The organism is Kineococcus lubricus, from assembly GCF_050871965.1.
Taxonomy (GTDB): Bacteria; Actinomycetota; Actinomycetes; order Actinomycetales; family Kineococcaceae; genus Kineococcus.
Map to the genome: position 1 here is coordinate 128,326 of NZ_JBJLSK010000004.1, position 17,103 is coordinate 145,428.

Below are 17,103 nucleotides of genomic sequence, written 5' to 3' on the forward strand. Positions count from 1 at the left end.
GGATCTCCTGCGGGTCAGGGCGGTTCGGAACCCGAGGACACTACCAGCGGACGATGTGAGATCACGGAATCCGTCGTTGAAACCCTCTTTCGCGACGGAAATCGTGGCTCACTCTTGCTGACGGCCGAACTTGCCGTCAGACTGGCCGCGCACGCCCCCCGACGACGGAAGAGGTCCACCGTGCCCGCGCACCCCCTGGCCCCGCTGGAGGCGCAGGAGTTCCGCCGCAACCTCGAGGTCCTGCGGGCCGCCGGGCGGCTGACCCCCACGACCCGCTTCGCCGGCGTGGCGCTGGACGAGCCCCCCAAGGCGCGGGTGCGGGAGTGGCGCCCGGGGGAGGCGGTCCCGCGGCGGGCGCGCTCGATCCTGTGGGACCGCGCCGACAACCGGACCTCCGAGAGCGTCGTCGACCTCGTCGCCGGGACGGTCGAGCGGTTCGACCACCTGCCCGGCGTCACCCCCAACTTCACCCTCGACGAGTTCCACGAGGTCGAGCAGGCCCTGAAGGCCGAGCCGCGGGTCGTCGCGGCGCTGGCCGCGCGCGGGATCACCGACCTCGACCTCGTCCTGCTCGACACCTGGACCTACGGCGCCGCCGTCATGCCGCCGCAGTGGCGCGACCGCCGGCTCGGCTGGGTCGACGTGTGGCGGCGCGGGACCCCCGACGGCAACCCCTACGCCCACCCCGTGAGCGGGCTGAAGTTCGTCGTCGACGTGAACACCTTCGAGCTCCTCGACGTCGAGGAGGGGCCGGCCGTGCCCGACGCCGCCACGCGGGGGGAGTACCTGCCGTCGCTGCTGGACCTCGAACCCCGCGACGACCTGCGGCCGCTGGAGATCACCCAGCCCGAGGGCCCGTCCTTCACGATCGGCGACGACGGCGAGCTGCGCTGGGCGAACTGGTCGGTGCGGCTCGGCTTCACCCACCGCGAGGGCCTGGTCCTGCACCAGCTCGCCTGGGTGGACGGCTCCGAGCGCCGCGAGATCGGCTACCGCCTCTCGTTCGCCGAGATGGTCGTGCCCTACCGCGACCCGTCCTTCGACCACCGCCGCCGCACCGCCTACGACATCGGCGAGTGGGGGCTGGGGTACATGACCACCTCCCTGGAACTGGGGTGCGACTGCCTGGGGGAGATCCGCTACCTCGACGCCGTCCTCACCGACTCCCGCGGTGAGCCGTACACGGTGCCGCAGGCGATCTGCCTGCACGAGGAGGACGACGCCGTCCTGTGGAAGCACGTCGACGAGCGGTCCGGGGCGCAGGTCCGCCGGTCCCGCCGGATGGTCGTCTCCTTCCACGCCACCGTCGCGAACTACGAGTACCTCGTGTACTGGCGGCTGTACCTCGACGGCACGGTCGAGTGCGAGGTCCGCGCCACCGGGATCATGGTGACGACCCCGATCGCCGCGGGCGACCCGACCCCGGCCACCGGGACCCTCGTCGACGAGCGCACCTACGCCCCGATCCACCAGCACTTCCTGGTGGCCCGCCTCGACCTCGACGTCGACGGCCCGCACGGCACCGTCCACGAGGTCGACAGCCACGTCGTGCCCACCGGGCCGGACAACCCGCACGGCCTCGCGGTGGCGACGACGTCGACCCCGATCCGCTCCGAGCGGGAGGCCGGCCGCGACGTCGACCGGCAGAAGCAGCGCGTCTGGAAGGTCACCAGCACCCGCCGCACGAACGCCTGGGGCACCCCCACCGCGTACAAGCTCCTGACGCCCGACGCGATCCCGCACCTGTTCGCCCCCGACGCCCCGCAGTTCCTGCGGGCCCCCGTCATCGGGCACGACGTGTGGGTGACGCGCCACCACGACGACGAGCTGTGGCCCGCCGGGGACCACCCCACGCAGAGCGAGCAGGACCTCGGCATGACCCGGTGGATCGCCGACGACGAACCGCTGGAGGACACCGACGTCGTGCTGTGGCACGTCTTCGGGATCCACCACGTGCCGCGACCGGAGGACTGGCCCGTCATGCCGTCCGACGCCGTCCGGTTCCGGCTCGCCCCCGCGGGGTTCTTCGACCGCAACCCCGCCCTCGACCTGCCGGAACCACCGCCGGCGCACTGCCACCGACCACCCACCGGAGGGAAGAAGAACTGATGGAGACGCTCCTCAACGTCGTGGACGGCAAGTCCGTCCCGGCCTCCGACGGCCGCACCAGCGACGTCGTCGACCCCTCGACCGGGTCCGTGTACGCCACGGCCCCGCTGTCGTCCCCCGAGGACGTCCAGTCCGCCTACGCCGCGGCGTCGTCGGCGTTCACGTCGTGGGGGCGCACCACCCCCGCCGAGCGGCAGAAGTTCCTGCTCGACCTCGCCGACGCGATCGAGGACCGCGCCGAGGAGTTCATCGCGGCGGAGGTGAAGAACACCGGCAAGCCCGTCGCGCTGACCCGCAGCGACGAGATCCCGCCCGCGGTCGACCAGCTGCGGTTCTTCGCCGGCGCCGCCCGCGTCCTGGAGGGCCGCTCGGCCGGGGAGTACCTGGCCGGTCACACCTCCTGGGTGCGGCGCGAGCCCATCGGGGTCGTCGGCCAGGTCACGCCGTGGAACTACCCGTTGATGATGGCGATCTGGAAGATCGGCCCGGCGCTGGCGGCGGGCAACACGGTGGTGCTGAAGCCGTCGGACACCACGCCGGCCTCAACGGTGCTGCTGGGGCGCGTCGCCAACGAGATCCTGCCGCCCGGTGTCCTGAACGTCGTGTGCGGCGACCGGGACACCGGCCGGGCGCTAGTGGAGCACCCGACCCCGGGGCTGGTCGCGATCACCGGGTCGATCCGGGCCGGGATGCAGGTCGCGGAGTCGGCCTCCAAGGACGTCAAGCGGGTCCACCTCGAACTGGGCGGCAAGGCGCCGGTCGTGGTGTTCGACGACGCCGACGTCGCCGCGGCCGCCGAGGCGATCGCCGCGGCCGGGTACTTCAACGCCGGGCAGGACTGCACCGCGGCGACCCGGGTCCTGGCCGCGCCGCGGGTGCACGACGACTTCGTCGCCGCGCTGTCCGAGCAGGCCCGGAACACCCGGCTCGGCCTGCCCGACGACGCCGACGCCGCGCTGGGCCCGGTGAACAACGCCAACCAGCTCGCCCACGTCTCCGGTTTCGTGGACCGGCTGCCCGACCACGCGGTCCTGGGCGCCGGGGGTTCGCGCGGCACCGGGGAACTGGCGAACGGGTTCTACTACCAGCCCACCGTGGTGTCGGGGCTGCAGCAGGACGACGAGGCCGTGCAGGACGAGATCTTCGGGCCGGTCATCACGGTGCAGCGGTTCACCGACGAGGACGAGGCGCTGCGCTGGGCGAACGGGACGAGGTACGGCCTGGCCTCCAGCGTGTGGACGAAGGACTTCGGCCGGGCGATGCGGGTGTCGGCGGCGCTGGACTTCGGCTGCGTGTGGATCAACACGCACATCCCGCTGGTGGCGGAGATGCCGCACGGGGGTTTCAAGCAGTCGGGGTACGGCAAGGACCTGTCGATGTACGGGTTCGAGGACTACACCCGGGTCAAGCACGTCATGGCCAACCTCGACTCCTGAGCCGGGTTTCCTCGACGACGGTGGGGGTGGGGCGGTGACTAGGATCCTGCGGGTGCCGAACCGCCACCCCGCCCCCGCCCTCGACGACGTCTCCAAGCGGATCATCGAGGTCCTGCAGGAGGACGGCCGGAGGTCGTACGCGGCCATCGGCAAGGCCGTCGGGTTGTCCGAGGCCGCCGTCCGGCAGCGCGTCCAGCGGCTGCTGGACGGCGGCGTCATGCAGATCGTCGCGGTGACCGACCCGTTGCAGGTGGGTTTCTCCCGGCAGGCCATGGTCGGGATCCGCGCCGAGGGCGACACCCGCGTCGTCGCCGACCGGCTGGTCGAACTCCCCGAGATCGACTACGTCGTCGTGACCGCCGGTTCCTTCGACGTCCTCGTCGAGGTCGTCTGCGAGGACGACGACGGCCTGCTGGAACTCATCAACGACAAGATCCGGTCCATCCCCGGCGTCGTCGCCACCGAGACGTTCGTCTACCTCAAGCTGCGCAAGCAGCTCTACAACTGGGGGACGCGCTGACGTCGCTGTGGGCGGACACGGCCCCGCCCGAACCGGCCCGCGAACCCCTCGACGGGGACGTCGACGTGGACGTCTGCGTCGTGGGGGCCGGGTACACCGGGTTGTGGACGGCGTACCACCTCCTGGAGCGCGACCCCGCGCTGAGCGTCCTCGTCGTCGAGGCCGAACGGGTGGGTTTCGGCGCCAGCGGCCGCAACGGCGGCTGGTGCTCCACCCTGCTGCCGCAGAGCGCCGCCGCCCTGACGGCCGAGCACGGCCCCGCGGCCGCGCGGGCGCTGCGGGCCGCGATGCGCGGGACCCTCGACGAGGTCGAGCGGTTCGTGCGGGCCGAGGACGTCGACTGCCACTTCGCCCGCGGGGGCACCGTCGTCGTCGCGCGCAACCCCGCGCAACTGGCCCGGGCGACGGCCGAGGTCGCCGCCGACGAGCGGGCCGGCGGCCCCGAGCGGCTGCGGCTGCTGGACGCGCAGCGGACCCGGGAGGTCGTGGGCGTGACGCGGGCGCTGGGCGCGACGTACACCCCCGACTGCGCCCGCGTGCACCCGCTGCGGCTGGTGCGCGGCCTGGCCCGGGCCGTCGAGCGCCGCGGCGGGCGGGTCGTCGAGGGCACCCGGGCCCTGGGCCTGCGGCCCCGGCGGGTCGACACCGACCGCGGCCGCGTCCGCGCCCGCCACGTCGTGCGGGCCACCGAGGCGTGGACCGAGCGGTTCTCCCGCCGGGAGGTCGTCCCCGTCTACTCCCTCGTGGTGGCGACCGAACCGCTGCCCGCCGCGTTCTGGGCGCACGCCGGCCTGGCCCGCGCCGAGACGTTCTCCGACCACCGGCACGTCGTCGTCTACGGCCAGCGGACCGCCGACGACCGGCTGGTGTTCGGCGGTCGCGGCGCCCCGTACCACCTCGGGTCCGCGGTCCGGCCGGAGTTCGACCGGGAGGAACGGGTGTTCCGGGCGCTGCGGGAGACGGTGCGGGACATGTTCCCCCTGCTGGCCGGGGCACGGTTCACCCACGCCTGGGGCGGTCCGCTGGGCATCGCGCGCGACTGGCACGCCGCCGTCCGGTACGACCCGGCGACGGGCCTGGGCAGCGCCGGCGGGTACGTCGGCGACGGGGTGGGGGCCTCGAACCTCGCGGGCCGGACGCTGGCCGACGCGATCACCGGCACGGACTCCGAACTGCTGCGGCTGCCGTGGTTCGGGCACGTGCCCCCGCGCTGGGAACCGGAGCCGCTGCGCTGGGCGGCGGTCACCGCGGGCCTGCGGCTGGCCGGGGCGGCCGACACCGCGGAGTCCGTGCTGGGGCGCCGCACCCCGCTGTCGGGCCTGCTGGGGCGGCTCACCGGCCACTGACCGGGTTGACCCGAACGGGTGAGCGGCCACTCGTGAGCCCGTCGTCACGCGTTGTGCTGAGGACGTCGCGGGGAGAGGATCGGGGGGCGCCGGGTCCGAGCACCCCGGCCCCGGACCCGCGAGGAGGCGGCGTGCACGCGACGACGGTGGGATTCTCCGGTTCGGGTGCCTCGCGGCGGGCGTTGCGGTGGGCCGTCCAGGACTGCGCCGCGGCGGACCGCCCGCTGCACGTGCTGCTCGGCCCCGGGGCCGGTCACACCGACCTCGACGCCGTGCTCGCCGAGGAGCTGCTGCGGGTCCCCGGCCGCGAACCCCGGGTCGACGTCACCGTCACCACCGACGACGCCGCGCACGCCCTGCTGGCCGCCGCCGCGCGCAGCGACCTCCTCGTGCTCGGGTGCGGCCACGGGCTCACCGCCGCCGGCCCGGGCACGGGGGAGGTCCTCGCCGCCGTGCTGGCCCGCTGCCCCGTGCCGGTCGTCCTCGTGGGGCCCCGGGCGGTGCTCACCGCGACCCGCCGGGTGCTGGTGCTGTCCTCCGCGGAGCAGGCCGTGGCCGACTGGGCCGTCGAGCGCGGCCCCGACCTGCCGCTGCGGCTGCTGACGACGTGGCAGGCGCCCGGCCCGGGCGGCGCGGACCGCCGCCACGCCCACCTCGAGGCCGCCGGCCGCCACCACCTCGCCCGGGCCCGCCTGTCGTCGGCCGGTCACCGCCCCGTCCACGCCGACGTCGTGGAGGGCGCCGCGGGTGACGTCGTGCCGCAGCGGCTCGTCGTCGGCGACCTCGTCGTCGTGGCCGGGGGTTCGGAGGCCGAACTGCCGGTGGGGACCCTGCGCGCGCCCGTCGTGGTCGTCCCGCCCGGCGGGCGCCCCGGGCGCGAGCACGTCGTCGACCTGCGCGAGCGCGCCACCGTCGCGGCCGGGCGGTAGTCCCCGGGGCGGGTCAGGAGTCGAACGAGAAACCGATCCGGTCGGCGACCTTGATGAGCAGCCCGTCCCGGCCGCCGTTGCGGTCCGAGCGGGCGATGGCGCGGCGCATGACCTGCACGGCGGGGAACCGCAGCGGTTCGGGCGGGATCGGCAGCGGCCGCCGGGTGACGACCGACAGCCGGGTCAGTTCGGTGTCGCGGCCGGCGAGCAGGTCGAGCATGACGGTGCCGGCGAAACGGGTGGCGGCCAGGCCGAGGCCGGTGAACCCGGCGCTGTGGGCGACCTTGCCGCCCATGGCCACCCCGTGGTGGGCGACGAGCCGGGACGACATGTCGATCATCCCGCCCCAGGCGTGGGTGAACCGGGTCCCGGCCAGTCGGGGGAACGTGGCGAAGAAGTGGTCGGCCAGGCGCAGGAACGTCTCCTCGCTGCGGTCGTGGGCGGGGTCGACGCCGCCGCCGCGGTGGTACACGACGTCGTACCCGCCCCACAGGACCCGGTCGTCGGCGGTCTTGCGGTAGTAGTGGAACTGCCGGGAGCAGTCGGTGATGCCGTGCCGGCCGGTCCAGCCGACGGCGGCGAGCTGGTCCGGGGTGAGGGGTTCGGTCATCAGCACGTAGTCGTACACCGGCAGGGTCAGGGACCGGGTGCGCCGCAGCAGGGACGGGAACCCGTTGGTGGCCACGGCGACGCGGCGGGCCCGGACGACGCCCTCGCCGGTGTGGGCGACGACGTGGGTGCCGGGGTCGGCCAGGCCGGTGACGCTCGTGTGCTCGAAGATCCGCACCCCCAGGCGCAGGCAGGCCCTCCGCAGGCCCCAGACCAGTTTCGCGGGGTTCACCAGGGCCACGCCGCGGGTCTGCAGCAGCCCGGCGCGCAGCAGGGGCGAGTCCACGTACGCCGTCAGCGCGCGGGAGTCCAGGAACCGCGCGTGCGGGCCCGCCGCGGCGCGCAGCGCCCGTTCCTGCTCGGCGGTGGTGGCGACCACGAGTTCCCCGGCGTCCTCGAGCTCGGCGTCGATGCCGTAGCGGTCCAGGGTGGCGGTGAGGGCGTCGAAGTTCCGCTGCGCCAGCCGTTCCAGGACGTCGAGCTCGGTGGGGAAGTGGCGCTGGCCGTTGTCGGGGCCGTGGGTGAGGGAGGCCTCCAGGAACCCGCCGTTGCGTCCGCTGGCGGCCCAGCCGGTGGTGCGGCCCTCCAGGAGGACGACGTCGCGGTCGGGGTCCTGCTCCTTGGCCTGCAGCGCGGTCCACAGGCCGCAGTAGCCGCCGCCGACGACGAGGAGGTCGGTGTCGAGGTCGTCCTGCAGCGCGGGCAGGGCCGCGGGCCGGTCGGGGGTGTCCAGCCAGAACGACCGCGGCCGGGCACCGGCCAGGGAGTCCAGCAGGTGCGCCCGGTCGCCGCGCAGCGCCCAGTCGTAGGCGGGGGTGTCCGCGCGCCGGGGCGTGGCGAACCACCCGGCCGGCGGGTGCGTCCCGGCCACCTCACTCACCCCCGGGCGGCCCCGCGGGCAGGCGGACGCCGGGGGTCGGTCCGTCGATCGCGCGTGAAGGGCCAGGCACCGGTCGTCCCTCCGGGTTCCGCTGGGTGGTCCGGGATCGCGTCAGCCGTAGTGAACGCCCTTCACCACCGGGGTGACAAGGGGGGCGGGCAGGTGCGGTCGCCCGTGTTCCGGGACCGCCTCGCACGACAGGTCTTCCGTCGGTGCCCCTCGTAGGGTGGACGGGTGCGAGGGGACGAAGGACGCTTCGGCGCTCTGCTGCACGCCGTCGAGGGGAGCGCGCCGACGGCCGCGGTGCAGGTCTTCGCCGACCACCTCGGCGAGCGGTTCGGCGCCGAGCAGGTCAGCTTCCTCATCGCCGACTTCGCCGGCCGCTCGCTGGTGCGCCTCACCCAGTCCGGTGCCCAGGGCCCGCGCGGGCAGGAGGACCAGCGGGGCGGGCACGACGGGGAGGACCCCGAGCTGGTGCGGCTGGACGACGAGACCCTGCCGCACGGGCGCGTCGTGGTCGAGCAGCAGGTGCAGCTGGTTCCCCTCGGCGGCGACGCGGCCGGGCCCACGCGCGTGCTGGCGCCGGTCAGCGCGCGCGGGGACGCGATCGGGGTGCTGGAACTGGTGCTGCCCGCACGGCCCGACGAGGGCACCGTCGGCCTGCTGGCCGAGGCCGCGCACGAGCTGGCGTACGTCGTCACCACCGAGCGCCGGCACACGGACCTGTACGAGTGGGGTCAGCGTTCCCGGCCGGTCTCGCTGGCCGCGGAGATCCAGCGCCGGCTGCTGCCGGACTCCTTCACCTGCGAGGCGGGGCAGTTCACCCTGGCCGGCTGGCTGGAACCGGCCAGCACCGTGGGCGGGGACACCTTCGACTACGCCCTGGACGCCGAACGGCTGTACGTGTCGATGACCGACGCGATGGGCCACGACGTGGACGCCGCGCTGCTGGCCAGCCTGGCGGTCGGCAGCCTGCGCAACAGCCGCCGCGCCGGGGGGGACCTGGCGTCGATGGCCGCCACCGCCGGCGCGGCCATCGACGAGCACCGCGGCGGGCTGGGTTTCGTCACCGGGTTGCTGCTGAGCGTGGAACTGTCCACCGGTCAGGTGCAGGTGGTCAACGCCGGGCACCCGGCCCCGCTGCTGGCCCGCGGCGGGCGGGTGCAGCCGGTGGAACTCACGCCCGACCTGCCGCTGGGGGTGCTGCCCGACGCCACCTACCGGGTGCAGCGCTTCCAGCTGGACCCGGGGGACCGGCTGGTGCTGCTCACCGACGGCATGCTGGAGCACGGCGCGCGCGAGGTGGACCTGCCCGGCCTGATCGCCGCGCACGCCGACGCGCACCCGCGCCAGCTGATGCAGGTGCTGACGACCGCGGTGCAGGACGCGACGCCGGAACTGGTCGACGACGCCACCGCGCTGTGCCTGCACTGGCACGGGACGACCGGGGCGCCGGGGGAGCGGTCGCGGGGCTGAGCGGGCGGCCACCCCGTTCACCGGTCGCCGGCCGCTCCGGCGGTGCCGGCCGCGCGGTGGGGCAGGACGGTGGCGGCGGCCGCCAGGAGCGCGGCGCAGACCAGGAACGCGGCGACGGGGCCGGTGCTCGCGGCGAGGGCGCCGGTGGCGCTCGACCCCACCGCCTGGCCGGCGGTCAGGGCGACGAACAGGGTGGCGGTGGTGGCACCGGCGAGGTGGGGGCGCAGCTCACCGGCCCAGGCGATCAGCACCCCGCTGAGCGCGGTGTAGGAGCCGCCGAAGAGGGCGGCGGCCACCCCGACGGCCAGGACGTGCGGGGCGGCCAGCGCGAGCACCGCGGTGCCCGCCGCCGAGGCGAGCGCGGTCAGCGCCCACGCGCGGCGCAGCCCGAGGACGCGCACGACGTCACCGCTGGACGCGCCCAGGACCGCCGCGACCCCGAGCAGCACCCACAGCGCCGCGGTGGTCCTCTCGGGCAGTCCCGCGGTGCCGGTGAGCAGGTCGCGCCCGAACGTCCAGACGGCTGCGCTGCCCGCACCGGCGAGCGCGGCGGCGGTGACCGGGCGCCGCAGCGCCTTCCCCGCGCCCCGGTCCGCGTGGTCGCGCGGGGCGTCCTGCCCGCGCCCCGCCGCCACCGGTCGTGGTGGCCAGCAGGTGCGCCGGTCGACCACCACGGCCACCAGCACGACCGCCACCGCGGCCAGGCCCCACACCGGGCGCCACGCCGAGGGGGCCAGGAGGGCTGCGATCCCGGCGACGGCGACCCCGCCCCCGGTGCCGGCGTTCACCACCGCCTGGTCGCGAGCCGCCGAGCGTTGCGGCACCGTCGAGGCGACGGCGACGACCAGCGCCGGGGAGGCCGCCCCGGCCGCGCTGCCCGCGACCAGCACCCCCAGGGCCAGCACCCCCGCGGACCCGGACACCGCGACCACCAGGGCGCCGGTCGCGCCCAGCAGCGCCGCCAGCCACAGGACCACCCGGGCACCTCGGCGTCCGACCAGGTCCCGGGCGGCCAGCGCGGTCACGCAGTAGGCGGCGAAGCTGCCCGAGGCGATCAGCCCCGACACCGAGGGGGACAGGGAGAACTCGGCCGTCAGCTGCGGCAGCTGCAGCCCGTACCCGAAGCGGACCACGCCGTAGGTCAGGGCGATGAGCCCGGCCCCGGCCGCGACCACCCCGCGCGAGCCCCGGGCCGCTGAGCGCGGGCGCCCGCGCGCCATCGACTGTAACGATCGTTTCTCCATAGTGGTCGTTACAGTAGGCCGGTGGGCACCCCGAGCGCGAGAGCACCGGCGAGGACACGGCTGCTCGACGCCGCCGAGGAGCTCTTCTACGAGCACGGGATCGCCGCCACCGGCGTCGACGCCGTCCTGCGCCGCGCGCACGTCGCCCCGGCGACGCTGTACGCCCACTTCCCCGGCAAGGACCACCTCGTGGCCGCCTACCTGCAGCGACGCCACGAACGGTGGGTGTGCACCTGGGACGCGGCGCTGCGACGCGCCGGCGAGGACCCCCTGGCCCGCCTGCTGTCGGTCTTCGAGGCGCTCGAGGACCTGCAGGGCGTCCAGGACGCCGGACGCGGCTGCGCCTTCCTGGCCGCCGCGGTCGAGGTGGCCGACCCCCGGCACCCGGCGCACCCCTGGCTGGTCGCCGACACCGAACTGCTCACCGGCCGGCTGCGGTCCCTGGCCGTCGACGCCGGCGCCGCCGACCCCGACGCGCTGGCCGCCGAACTGCTCCTGCTCTACGACGGCGCCCTCGCCGGCCGCGCCCGCCGCGCCCTCACGAGCGCCGCGACCACGCCGCCACCGGTGCGGGACCTCGCCGCGGCCGCCGTCGCGCGGCACCTCCCCGTGCGCCCGGGGTCCTGAGCGCCCCGCGGCACGGCGACGGTCGGCGGCTGTGGTGTCTCAGGACGTCGGTGACGGTCGTGGAGCTGAGTCGGGTCGGCCGCCCTCGACAACGCTCACGACGCGGGATGACCGCGACGTCGAGCCGTGGTGCAGCTACCTGGCCGAAGCGCGGACAGCGGCGCTTCGGGCTGCTTGGCTCGAGCGGTGATCACTGCGCGACTCAAGGGCCAGGTCGCGGTGCTGAGCTGCCTGCTGGTGATGGGCTCAGCGGCCTGCTCCAGCTCCTCCGCGCCGGACACGGGTCCAACCACGGCAGCGAGCCCGACGTCGTCGCCCACGGCCAGCTCGACACCGGACGGCACGGTCGAGAGCACCGCGCAGGTGGTCATGTGCGTCGGGGAGTCCCCGGAGCACCCGCCTGGCTCCACCGTGCGCGTGGACGTCCAGCACGAAGGGGCCGTGACCGAGACGACGTACACCATGGTCCCGATGCAGCTGGTCATCCCCTTGCCCTCTGGGGACGCGCAGGTGCTGGTCGACGGGGTGCCGTGGATGGCCGGCCCTGCGGCCGATGATCCTCTGCACGCCTACGGCAGCGGCTGCCCGACGTCAACGCCGTCGGCGGCCTGATCAGATGATCGTGGTCGTCGGACGCCGACGCCCGCGCGCACATGAGCGGGATGACCGTGAGGTCGCCACACCTCGCGCTTGGCGGTGACTTCGCGAGAACGGGTGATCCGGTCTGCTGTCCCGGGACCACCCGTCCCGCGAGCCGGCACTCAGGGCACGAGGGAGGTGAGCTGCTGGTCGAGCCACGGGTAGAGCTCCTCGCCGGGTGCGTTCAGTCGCGACTTCAGGTAGCGCGTCGTGTCGTCGGCCAGGACCTCGAGGGAGCCGTCGGCGATGGCGTCGTAGGCCTGGGCGACGACGCTGGCGGGGCTGACCTTGGGCACGTCCCAGCTGGCGGCCATGGGGGTGTCGATCATGCCGACGAGCAGGCCGATGACGTGAGTTCCCTGAGCGCGCAGCTGCACCCTCAGGGCGTTGGTCGCTGACCACATCGCGGCCTTGGAGGCGGCGTAGCCGGTGGGGATGTTGATCCAGGCCGCGGCGGAGAGGACGTTGAGCAGGCTGCCCCCGCCGTGGGTGGCGAGGACGGGGGCGAAGGCGTTGGCCACGCGCAGCGTGCCGAAGAAGTTCGTCTCGAAGATCTGCCGGAGTTGATCTTCCGGACCGGCGATGGAGTCCCCGGCGGGGGCGATGCCGGCGTTGTTGACGAGCACGTCGACGTCGCGGGCGTCCGCGGCGGCGCGGGTGGCGTCGTCGGGGTCGGTGAGGTCGAGCCTCAACGGGGTGATGCGGGGGTCGTCCCAGGTCCGGGGGGTGCGGGCAGCGGCGTAGACCTTCGCTGCGCCGCGCTGCAGGGCCTGGTGCACGAACTGCTCGCCGAGTCCGCCGTTGGCGCCGGTGACGAGGACGGTGCGGCCGGTGAGGGGGTGGTCCATCTAGACTCCTCAATGAAGTGGGGACTATCCCCAGGTGTGGACTATGCGGGGAGGATCCCCACTTAGTCGAGGAGGGAATCGATGACTGTGCCCGGCAAGGCCGAGGGGACGAGAGGGCAGTTGCCCAGTACCGACAGCATCGGCACGTCGCGTCCGCTGCGCGCTGACGCCCGGCGCAACCGCGAGGCGATCCTGCGCGCGGCACGCGAGGCCTTCGAGGTCGAGGGCGTGCTGACCCCTCTGGACGGCATCGCAGCCGGCGCCGGAGTCGGCAACGCGACCCTCTACCGCAACTTCCCCACCCGCGACGACCTGCTGGCCGCGGTCATGCAGGACAGCATCACCGAAGCCCTGGCTGAGGCGGACGAGCTCTCCCGCACGCTCACCCCGCGCGCGGCGCTGCGGGAGTGGCTGGTGCTGCTGACGTGGCGGCTGCGCATCTGGCACGACCTGCCCTACTGCCTGGCCACCGCCCACGAGGACACCACCTCACCGGTGCAGTCGGCGTGCGACCCCCTGCTGGAGCGGACGGGGGACCTCCTGGCCCGGGCGGGCGTTTCCGATGAGACCCCCGACACGATCAGCGCCGAGGAGGTCTACGAACTGGTCCTGGCGCTGTCGTGGGCCGTGGACCGGTTCAAGGACGACGAGGTGGCCACCCGCCGCCGGGTGGGCATGGCGACGGCGGGGATCCTCGCCTGAGCTGAGTCCTCCTGAGTGTTCCGGTGGGGCCTGACGTGACCTCTGGTTCGCCCTCCGCGAATCGACTGCTTGTTCACTTCCTTCACGGCAGCAGCCCGGCCAGGCTGTGATGTCTCAGGACATCGGTGACGGTTCTGCATCAGGGCGTCGGTGACAGTCGATGTGTCAAGACATCGGTGACAGTCGTAGAGCTGAGTCGGCGTCGGCCGCCCGCGGCAGCGCAGACAACGCGGGATGACCGTGCGTTTCCTCGGCACTGGTGACCGAGCGTGCATCCCGTCCCTAGGCTCGCCGGGTGCGAGCGTTGAGACGTGTCCACCGCTGGTGGGACCACATCGCAGGCCCCGGGGCTGGACCGCTGGAGAACGCCGGCAGCATCGGGCTCGGTCTGGCCGGAGCCGTGCTCGCTCCACGGCTGGCCGTTCCCGGCGTCCGCCGGCTCAGGGGCAGCGCCGCGAGAGACGCACTGGTGCGGATCATGGCGCTGGACCTGTGGGGTGGGGCGTGGTGCAACAACACTCCTGCTGCGGCGCGCTGGTACCACCGCCCGGGACAGGGACCACGTCAGCGCCTGCTCTTCTGCGCTGCTCACCTGCACCCCTTCGTCCTCGCGTGGCTGGACGGTGCGCCGGCGGGGCGGTGGCGGTGGAGGCGCGCGGTCGCGGAGTACGGCTACGTGCTGGTGTCGGCTACCGCGATCGAGGGCGTCAGGGATCCGCGCACCCGTCGGGTCGTGGGTGTGCTGGCGACGGCGGGTGGGGTGGTGTTGTGGCGGGTGCTGGGGGCCTCGCCCGGTGCGCCGTGGTTCGCGCCGGTGTACTTCACGAAGTTGCTGGCCGGTCACGTGGCGGGCGCGGCAGTGCTCCGGGTGGAGCAGTGGACGCGTCATCCGGCGTAGCCGAGCACGTGGTCTCAGACTTAGCGCCCATCGGCAGGACCGCGCCGTCGCTGGTCGCCGGCGACGGCGCGCACAACGCGGGATGACCGTGACGTCTCCGGCCGCCCGGACGAGGGGATGACCGGGCGGTTCCTAAGCGCCGCCGTCTGCGTTGGCGAGCCAGTCACTGAGACGGGTCATGCCTGTCGAGCGGGTCTGCGGCGACTGCGCGCAGGCTTGCTCGGCCAGCTGATGCAGCGGCTGGAAGTCCCAGTCGGCACCGACATAGGTGCCCAGGAAGGCGTCGAGCAGCCAATCCTCGAGCTCGTCATCGCAGCATGGATCGCTCAGTGCTTCCAGCACCAGTCCCACAGCGGCGGTATCGCGGTAGCGCAGGACCTGAGCGGCGGTGGCGGCAACGATGAAGGTGTCACGGTGCAGCAGCAGGTCGATCAAGACGGCTCGGTCACCGGGGTAGGACCCGCGGGCAGGAGAGCGGGCGTCGTCGTCGGGCTGTTGGCGAGAGCGCAGCTGAGCTCTAAGTCGGCTGAAGAGCTCCACGTGACCTCACGCTCCTTTCCAATCTGGCGAGTGCGCCCCAGGCTAGGCAGCCGGTCTTGAAGCCGAAGGAGAGTACACAGCCATGGTCGCCCGCGCACCGCGGGATGACCGTGACGTCGCCCGCGTCCTTGCTGGTTACCGAACCCCGCCCTCGAGAGCCTGCCGCTGCTTCACTGGCTGTATGGCTACCGTGCGATCTGGCTGTCTGGCGCTCATGGCCGCCGTGGGGCTCCTGACAGGTTCGGGCTGTTCTAGCGATGCGCCGCCACCGACTGCGCCGACCAGCACGAGCTCGGCAGCGACGACTTCAGAGCAGAGCGCCGTGGTCGAGGCCCCCGATTCTGAGCGAGCTCCGGCGGCGTTCCGGGAACGCTCTGCCCTACCGCAGTGCACTGCGATCACCGTCTTCCAGGGGGAGTCCGTTCCGGCGGATTTGAAGGACTGTCTGCTCAGCTCCGACGCGCAGCGCGATGGAGCTGAGGTCGTCGTGACGCGTCCGACCACGGAGGGGGACCCGATCAAGACGTACTACCGGGCGTTACCCGGTGGGGGCTTGGAGGTCTTCACCGACGCCACCGCGGACTCCTTCGGACCCGGGGAATGGCACCACGTGCGCTGTGCCGACGTCGCTGCACTGGAGAACTTGGACAGCTGCCAGCAGGCATGACCAAGGTTCCCGACATCGGCAGGACCGTGACGTCTCGGCCGCCGGCAACCGCGCACAGATCGCGGGATGACCGCGCGGTCGGTGAAGGCGGCGAGGAACCAGGAGGTCAGCAGGGCGAGGACTGGTGCCGGCGGTGCCGGGCGCCCAGGAGCAGGGAGCTGAGGCTGAGGGCGAGGGCAGCCACCAGCCAGGCGACGTCGTCGAGGATGTTGCCGCTGGTTCCGGTTTCATCGGCGCGGACGCCGCCTCGGTAGCTGAGCACGACCCAAACGGCGGTGAGCCCGCCGGCGGCCAGAGCCAGGAGTGTCGCCGCCGCTCGACGTGGGGGCGTGGCCAGGGCCGCCACGATGGCGAACAGGACGGTGATGCCTGCTGCTGCCAGGAGGGCCAGGATGAGCAGGGCTAGGAAGGACTCCACGTCGGCAGCATGGCCGGTGACGGAGAAGGCCGAGCCGTTCACCCGTGATCTTCACCGGGTCTGCTGATCAAGGCTGCAGGCACCACCACCCGGAGCGAAGTGCTGCGCCGTTCAGCTCTGCCGGTCTGAACAACGCGCACAACGCGGGATGACCGCGCGTTCTGCAGCGTCAGTCCCAGGTCGTCTCCAGCAGACGGTCGATGGCGCGTCGAAGCTCGGGGAGGTCCTGGCTGACGGTGGCGGCGACGATGGAATGGGTGGTGTCGAAGTAGCGGTGGGCGAGGTGGTCGCGCATGCGGGCGATCTCCGACCACGGCAGGCTCGGCTCGCCGGCCAGCACCTCGTCGGGGAGGGCCTTGACGGCTTCGCCGATCTCGATCAGGCGAACCCGGACCGCATCGAAGACGAGACCGTCGGAGAGGTCCCCGCGGCGGGTGTGGGCGCCGATGGCGTCCAAGGCCGCTCGCACGTCCAGCAGTCGCTGGCAGGCGCGCCGGCTCACGTGAACACCACCGTTCTCCCCGTCGCCATCTCCGTCGTCATCCCCGTCGTGGAGTTCACAGGGGCACCAGGTCCGCTTCGACGTTCGCGCGCACCTCGGGTTTGAGCCCGTCCTCGGGAACCAGGTCGACGGGGGCCTCGAGGAGATCTTCCAGGTCCCGGCGCAGGCGTCCCAGGGTGAACAGCCCCGTCCCGGCGGGCAGGTCCACGAGCAGGTCGACGTCGGAGTCGGCGCGTTCAGTACCGCGGGCGGTACTGCCGAAGACGCGGACGTGGTGCACGCCGTGAGCGGCGGCGATCGTCTTGACCCTGCGCCGGTGTCGGCGCAGGCGCTGTCCCAGGGGCCCGGACAGCGGAGCGGTGGGTGGGGAGCCGGTGGGGATCAGCGAGACGTCGAGCAGGTGACCGCTGGCGCGCAGCAGGTGCAGCAGGGTGGGCAGGGAGGGCTGGCGCTGCCCGGACTCGTAGGCGCTGATCACGCTCTGGGTCACGCCGGCGCGCTGGCCCAGCTGAGCCTGCGTCAATCCCGCACGCAGGCGCGCGTCCTTCAGCAGCACCTCGGCGGACTCGATGACGGCCACACTGTCAACATAGCGGATCGTCGATGAGGCGCTCTGACGAGAACACCCGGAAATCGACATGACCGCGAAGTCGAAGCCGACCCGCCGAACGTCAGGCACGTCCCTCGCCCGGAGCGGGCGACCGGGGAAGCAC

General features: G+C 73.6%; 17 protein-coding genes. 10 read left to right on the forward strand and 7 right to left on the reverse strand.

All coding sequences use genetic code 11. The annotated features are described in order from the left end of the window. Positions 1-180: 180 nt before the first annotated feature. The 5 genes from ACRYRX_RS04365 to ACRYRX_RS04385 all read left to right on the forward strand — a co-directional run bounded on the left by ACRYRX_RS04365 (position 181) and on the right by ACRYRX_RS04385 (position 6,340). Positions 181-2,109 carry a primary-amine oxidase gene (locus tag ACRYRX_RS04365; protein ID WP_432510587.1) on the forward strand — a complete coding sequence of 643 codons (1,929 nt, stop codon included), beginning with the start codon at positions 181-183 and terminating at the stop codon, positions 2,107-2,109. After that, complete coding sequence (locus ACRYRX_RS04370; RefSeq protein WP_432510588.1) at positions 2,109-3,545, forward strand: gamma-aminobutyraldehyde dehydrogenase; 1,437 nt, start codon at positions 2,109-2,111, stop codon at positions 3,543-3,545. The genes ACRYRX_RS04365 and ACRYRX_RS04370 overlap by 1 nt, the downstream gene beginning before the upstream one ends. 34 nt (positions 3,546-3,579) lie before the next feature. After that, complete coding sequence (locus ACRYRX_RS04375; RefSeq protein ID WP_432510589.1) at positions 3,580-4,065, forward strand: Lrp/AsnC family transcriptional regulator; 486 nt, start codon at positions 3,580-3,582, stop codon at positions 4,063-4,065. 65 nt (positions 4,066-4,130) lie between these two features. Then, positions 4,131-5,411 carry an NAD(P)/FAD-dependent oxidoreductase gene (locus ACRYRX_RS04380; protein WP_432510590.1) on the forward strand — a complete coding sequence of 427 codons (1,281 nt, stop codon included), beginning with the start codon at positions 4,131-4,133 and terminating at the stop codon, positions 5,409-5,411. A 131-nt stretch (positions 5,412-5,542) separates the two neighbouring features. Next, complete coding sequence (locus ACRYRX_RS04385) at positions 5,543-6,340, forward strand: universal stress protein (RefSeq protein WP_432510591.1); 798 nt, start codon at positions 5,543-5,545, stop codon at positions 6,338-6,340. Positions 6,341-6,353: 13 nt separating this feature from the next. On the opposite strand, the gene ACRYRX_RS04390 is transcribed toward ACRYRX_RS04385, so the two are convergent. Beyond that, positions 6,354-7,745: an NAD(P)/FAD-dependent oxidoreductase gene (locus ACRYRX_RS04390; protein ID WP_432510669.1), complete on the reverse strand. Its 1,392-nt coding sequence runs from the start codon at positions 7,743-7,745 to the stop codon at positions 6,354-6,356. 318 nt (positions 7,746-8,063) lie between these two features. Here ACRYRX_RS04390 and ACRYRX_RS04395 point away from each other — a divergent pair, with 318 nt between their 5' ends. Continuing rightward, complete coding sequence (locus ACRYRX_RS04395; protein ID WP_432510592.1) at positions 8,064-9,305, forward strand: PP2C family protein-serine/threonine phosphatase; 1,242 nt, start codon at positions 8,064-8,066, stop codon at positions 9,303-9,305. 17 nt (positions 9,306-9,322) lie between these two features. Here ACRYRX_RS04395 and ACRYRX_RS04400 read toward each other — a convergent pair whose 3' ends face one another. Then, entirely contained in the window at positions 9,323-10,525 is a 1,203-nt protein-coding gene (locus ACRYRX_RS04400) for a YbfB/YjiJ family MFS transporter (RefSeq protein ID WP_432510593.1), read from the reverse strand. A gap of 45 nt (positions 10,526-10,570) precedes the next feature. On the opposite strand from ACRYRX_RS04400, the gene ACRYRX_RS04405 reads away from it, so the two are divergent. Then, positions 10,571-11,176, forward strand: coding sequence for a TetR/AcrR family transcriptional regulator (locus ACRYRX_RS04405; protein ID WP_432510594.1), 606 nt, complete (start codon positions 10,571-10,573; stop codon positions 11,174-11,176). Positions 11,177-11,617: 441 nt separating this feature from the next. After that, on the forward strand, positions 11,618-11,788 hold the full coding sequence (locus tag ACRYRX_RS04410) for a hypothetical protein (protein WP_432510595.1): 171 nt from the start codon (positions 11,618-11,620) through the stop codon (positions 11,786-11,788). 149 nt (positions 11,789-11,937) lie between these two features. Here the strand turns inward: ACRYRX_RS04410 and ACRYRX_RS04415 are convergent, their stop codons facing one another. Further along, a complete protein-coding gene (locus tag ACRYRX_RS04415) occupies positions 11,938-12,663 on the reverse strand; it encodes an SDR family oxidoreductase (protein WP_432510596.1) in 726 nt (241 codons plus the stop codon). 120 nt (positions 12,664-12,783) lie between these two features. On the opposite strand from ACRYRX_RS04415, the gene ACRYRX_RS04420 reads away from it, so the two are divergent. Together ACRYRX_RS04420 and ACRYRX_RS04425 are read left to right on the forward strand one after the other, a co-directional pair. Further along, positions 12,784-13,365 (forward strand): TetR/AcrR family transcriptional regulator, encoded by a 582-nt coding sequence (locus ACRYRX_RS04420; RefSeq protein ID WP_432510597.1) that lies wholly within the window; start codon positions 12,784-12,786, stop codon positions 13,363-13,365. A 478-nt stretch (positions 13,366-13,843) separates the two neighbouring features. Continuing rightward, positions 13,844-14,263: a hypothetical protein gene (locus tag ACRYRX_RS04425; RefSeq protein ID WP_432510598.1), complete on the forward strand. Its 420-nt coding sequence runs from the start codon at positions 13,844-13,846 to the stop codon at positions 14,261-14,263. A 132-nt stretch (positions 14,264-14,395) separates the two neighbouring features. Here the strand turns inward: ACRYRX_RS04425 and ACRYRX_RS04430 are convergent, their stop codons facing one another. From ACRYRX_RS04430 to ACRYRX_RS04445, 4 genes are all read right to left on the reverse strand, one after another. Beyond that, positions 14,396-14,698 carry a hypothetical protein gene (locus ACRYRX_RS04430; protein WP_432510599.1) on the reverse strand — a complete coding sequence of 101 codons (303 nt, stop codon included), beginning with the start codon at positions 14,696-14,698 and terminating at the stop codon, positions 14,396-14,398. An 878-nt stretch (positions 14,699-15,576) separates the two neighbouring features. Continuing rightward, entirely contained in the window at positions 15,577-15,888 is a 312-nt protein-coding gene (locus ACRYRX_RS04435; RefSeq protein WP_432510600.1) for a hypothetical protein, read from the reverse strand. Positions 15,889-16,057: 169 nt separating this feature from the next. Then, positions 16,058-16,390 (reverse strand): HepT-like ribonuclease domain-containing protein, encoded by a 333-nt coding sequence (locus ACRYRX_RS04440; protein ID WP_432510601.1) that lies wholly within the window; start codon positions 16,388-16,390, stop codon positions 16,058-16,060. A gap of 55 nt (positions 16,391-16,445) precedes the next feature. Next, positions 16,446-16,970: a helix-turn-helix domain-containing protein gene (locus ACRYRX_RS04445; protein ID WP_432510603.1), complete on the reverse strand. Its 525-nt coding sequence runs from the start codon at positions 16,968-16,970 to the stop codon at positions 16,446-16,448. Positions 16,971-17,103 lie beyond the last annotated feature (133 nt).

Coding starts and splice junctions, on each gene's coding strand:
- ACRYRX_RS04370 (WP_432510588.1), top strand. CDS start 2,109: ATGGAGACGCTCCTCAACGTCGTGGACGGCAAGTCCGTCCCGGCCTCC.
- ACRYRX_RS04425 (WP_432510598.1), top strand. CDS start 13,844: ATGGCGCTGGACCTGTGGGGTGGGGCGTGGTGCAACAACACTCCTGCT.
- ACRYRX_RS04400 (WP_432510593.1), bottom strand. CDS start 10,525: ATGGCGCGCGGGCGCCCGCGCTCAGCGGCCCGGGGCTCGCGCGGGGTG.
- ACRYRX_RS04415 (WP_432510596.1), bottom strand. CDS start 12,663: ATGGACCACCCCCTCACCGGCCGCACCGTCCTCGTCACCGGCGCCAAC.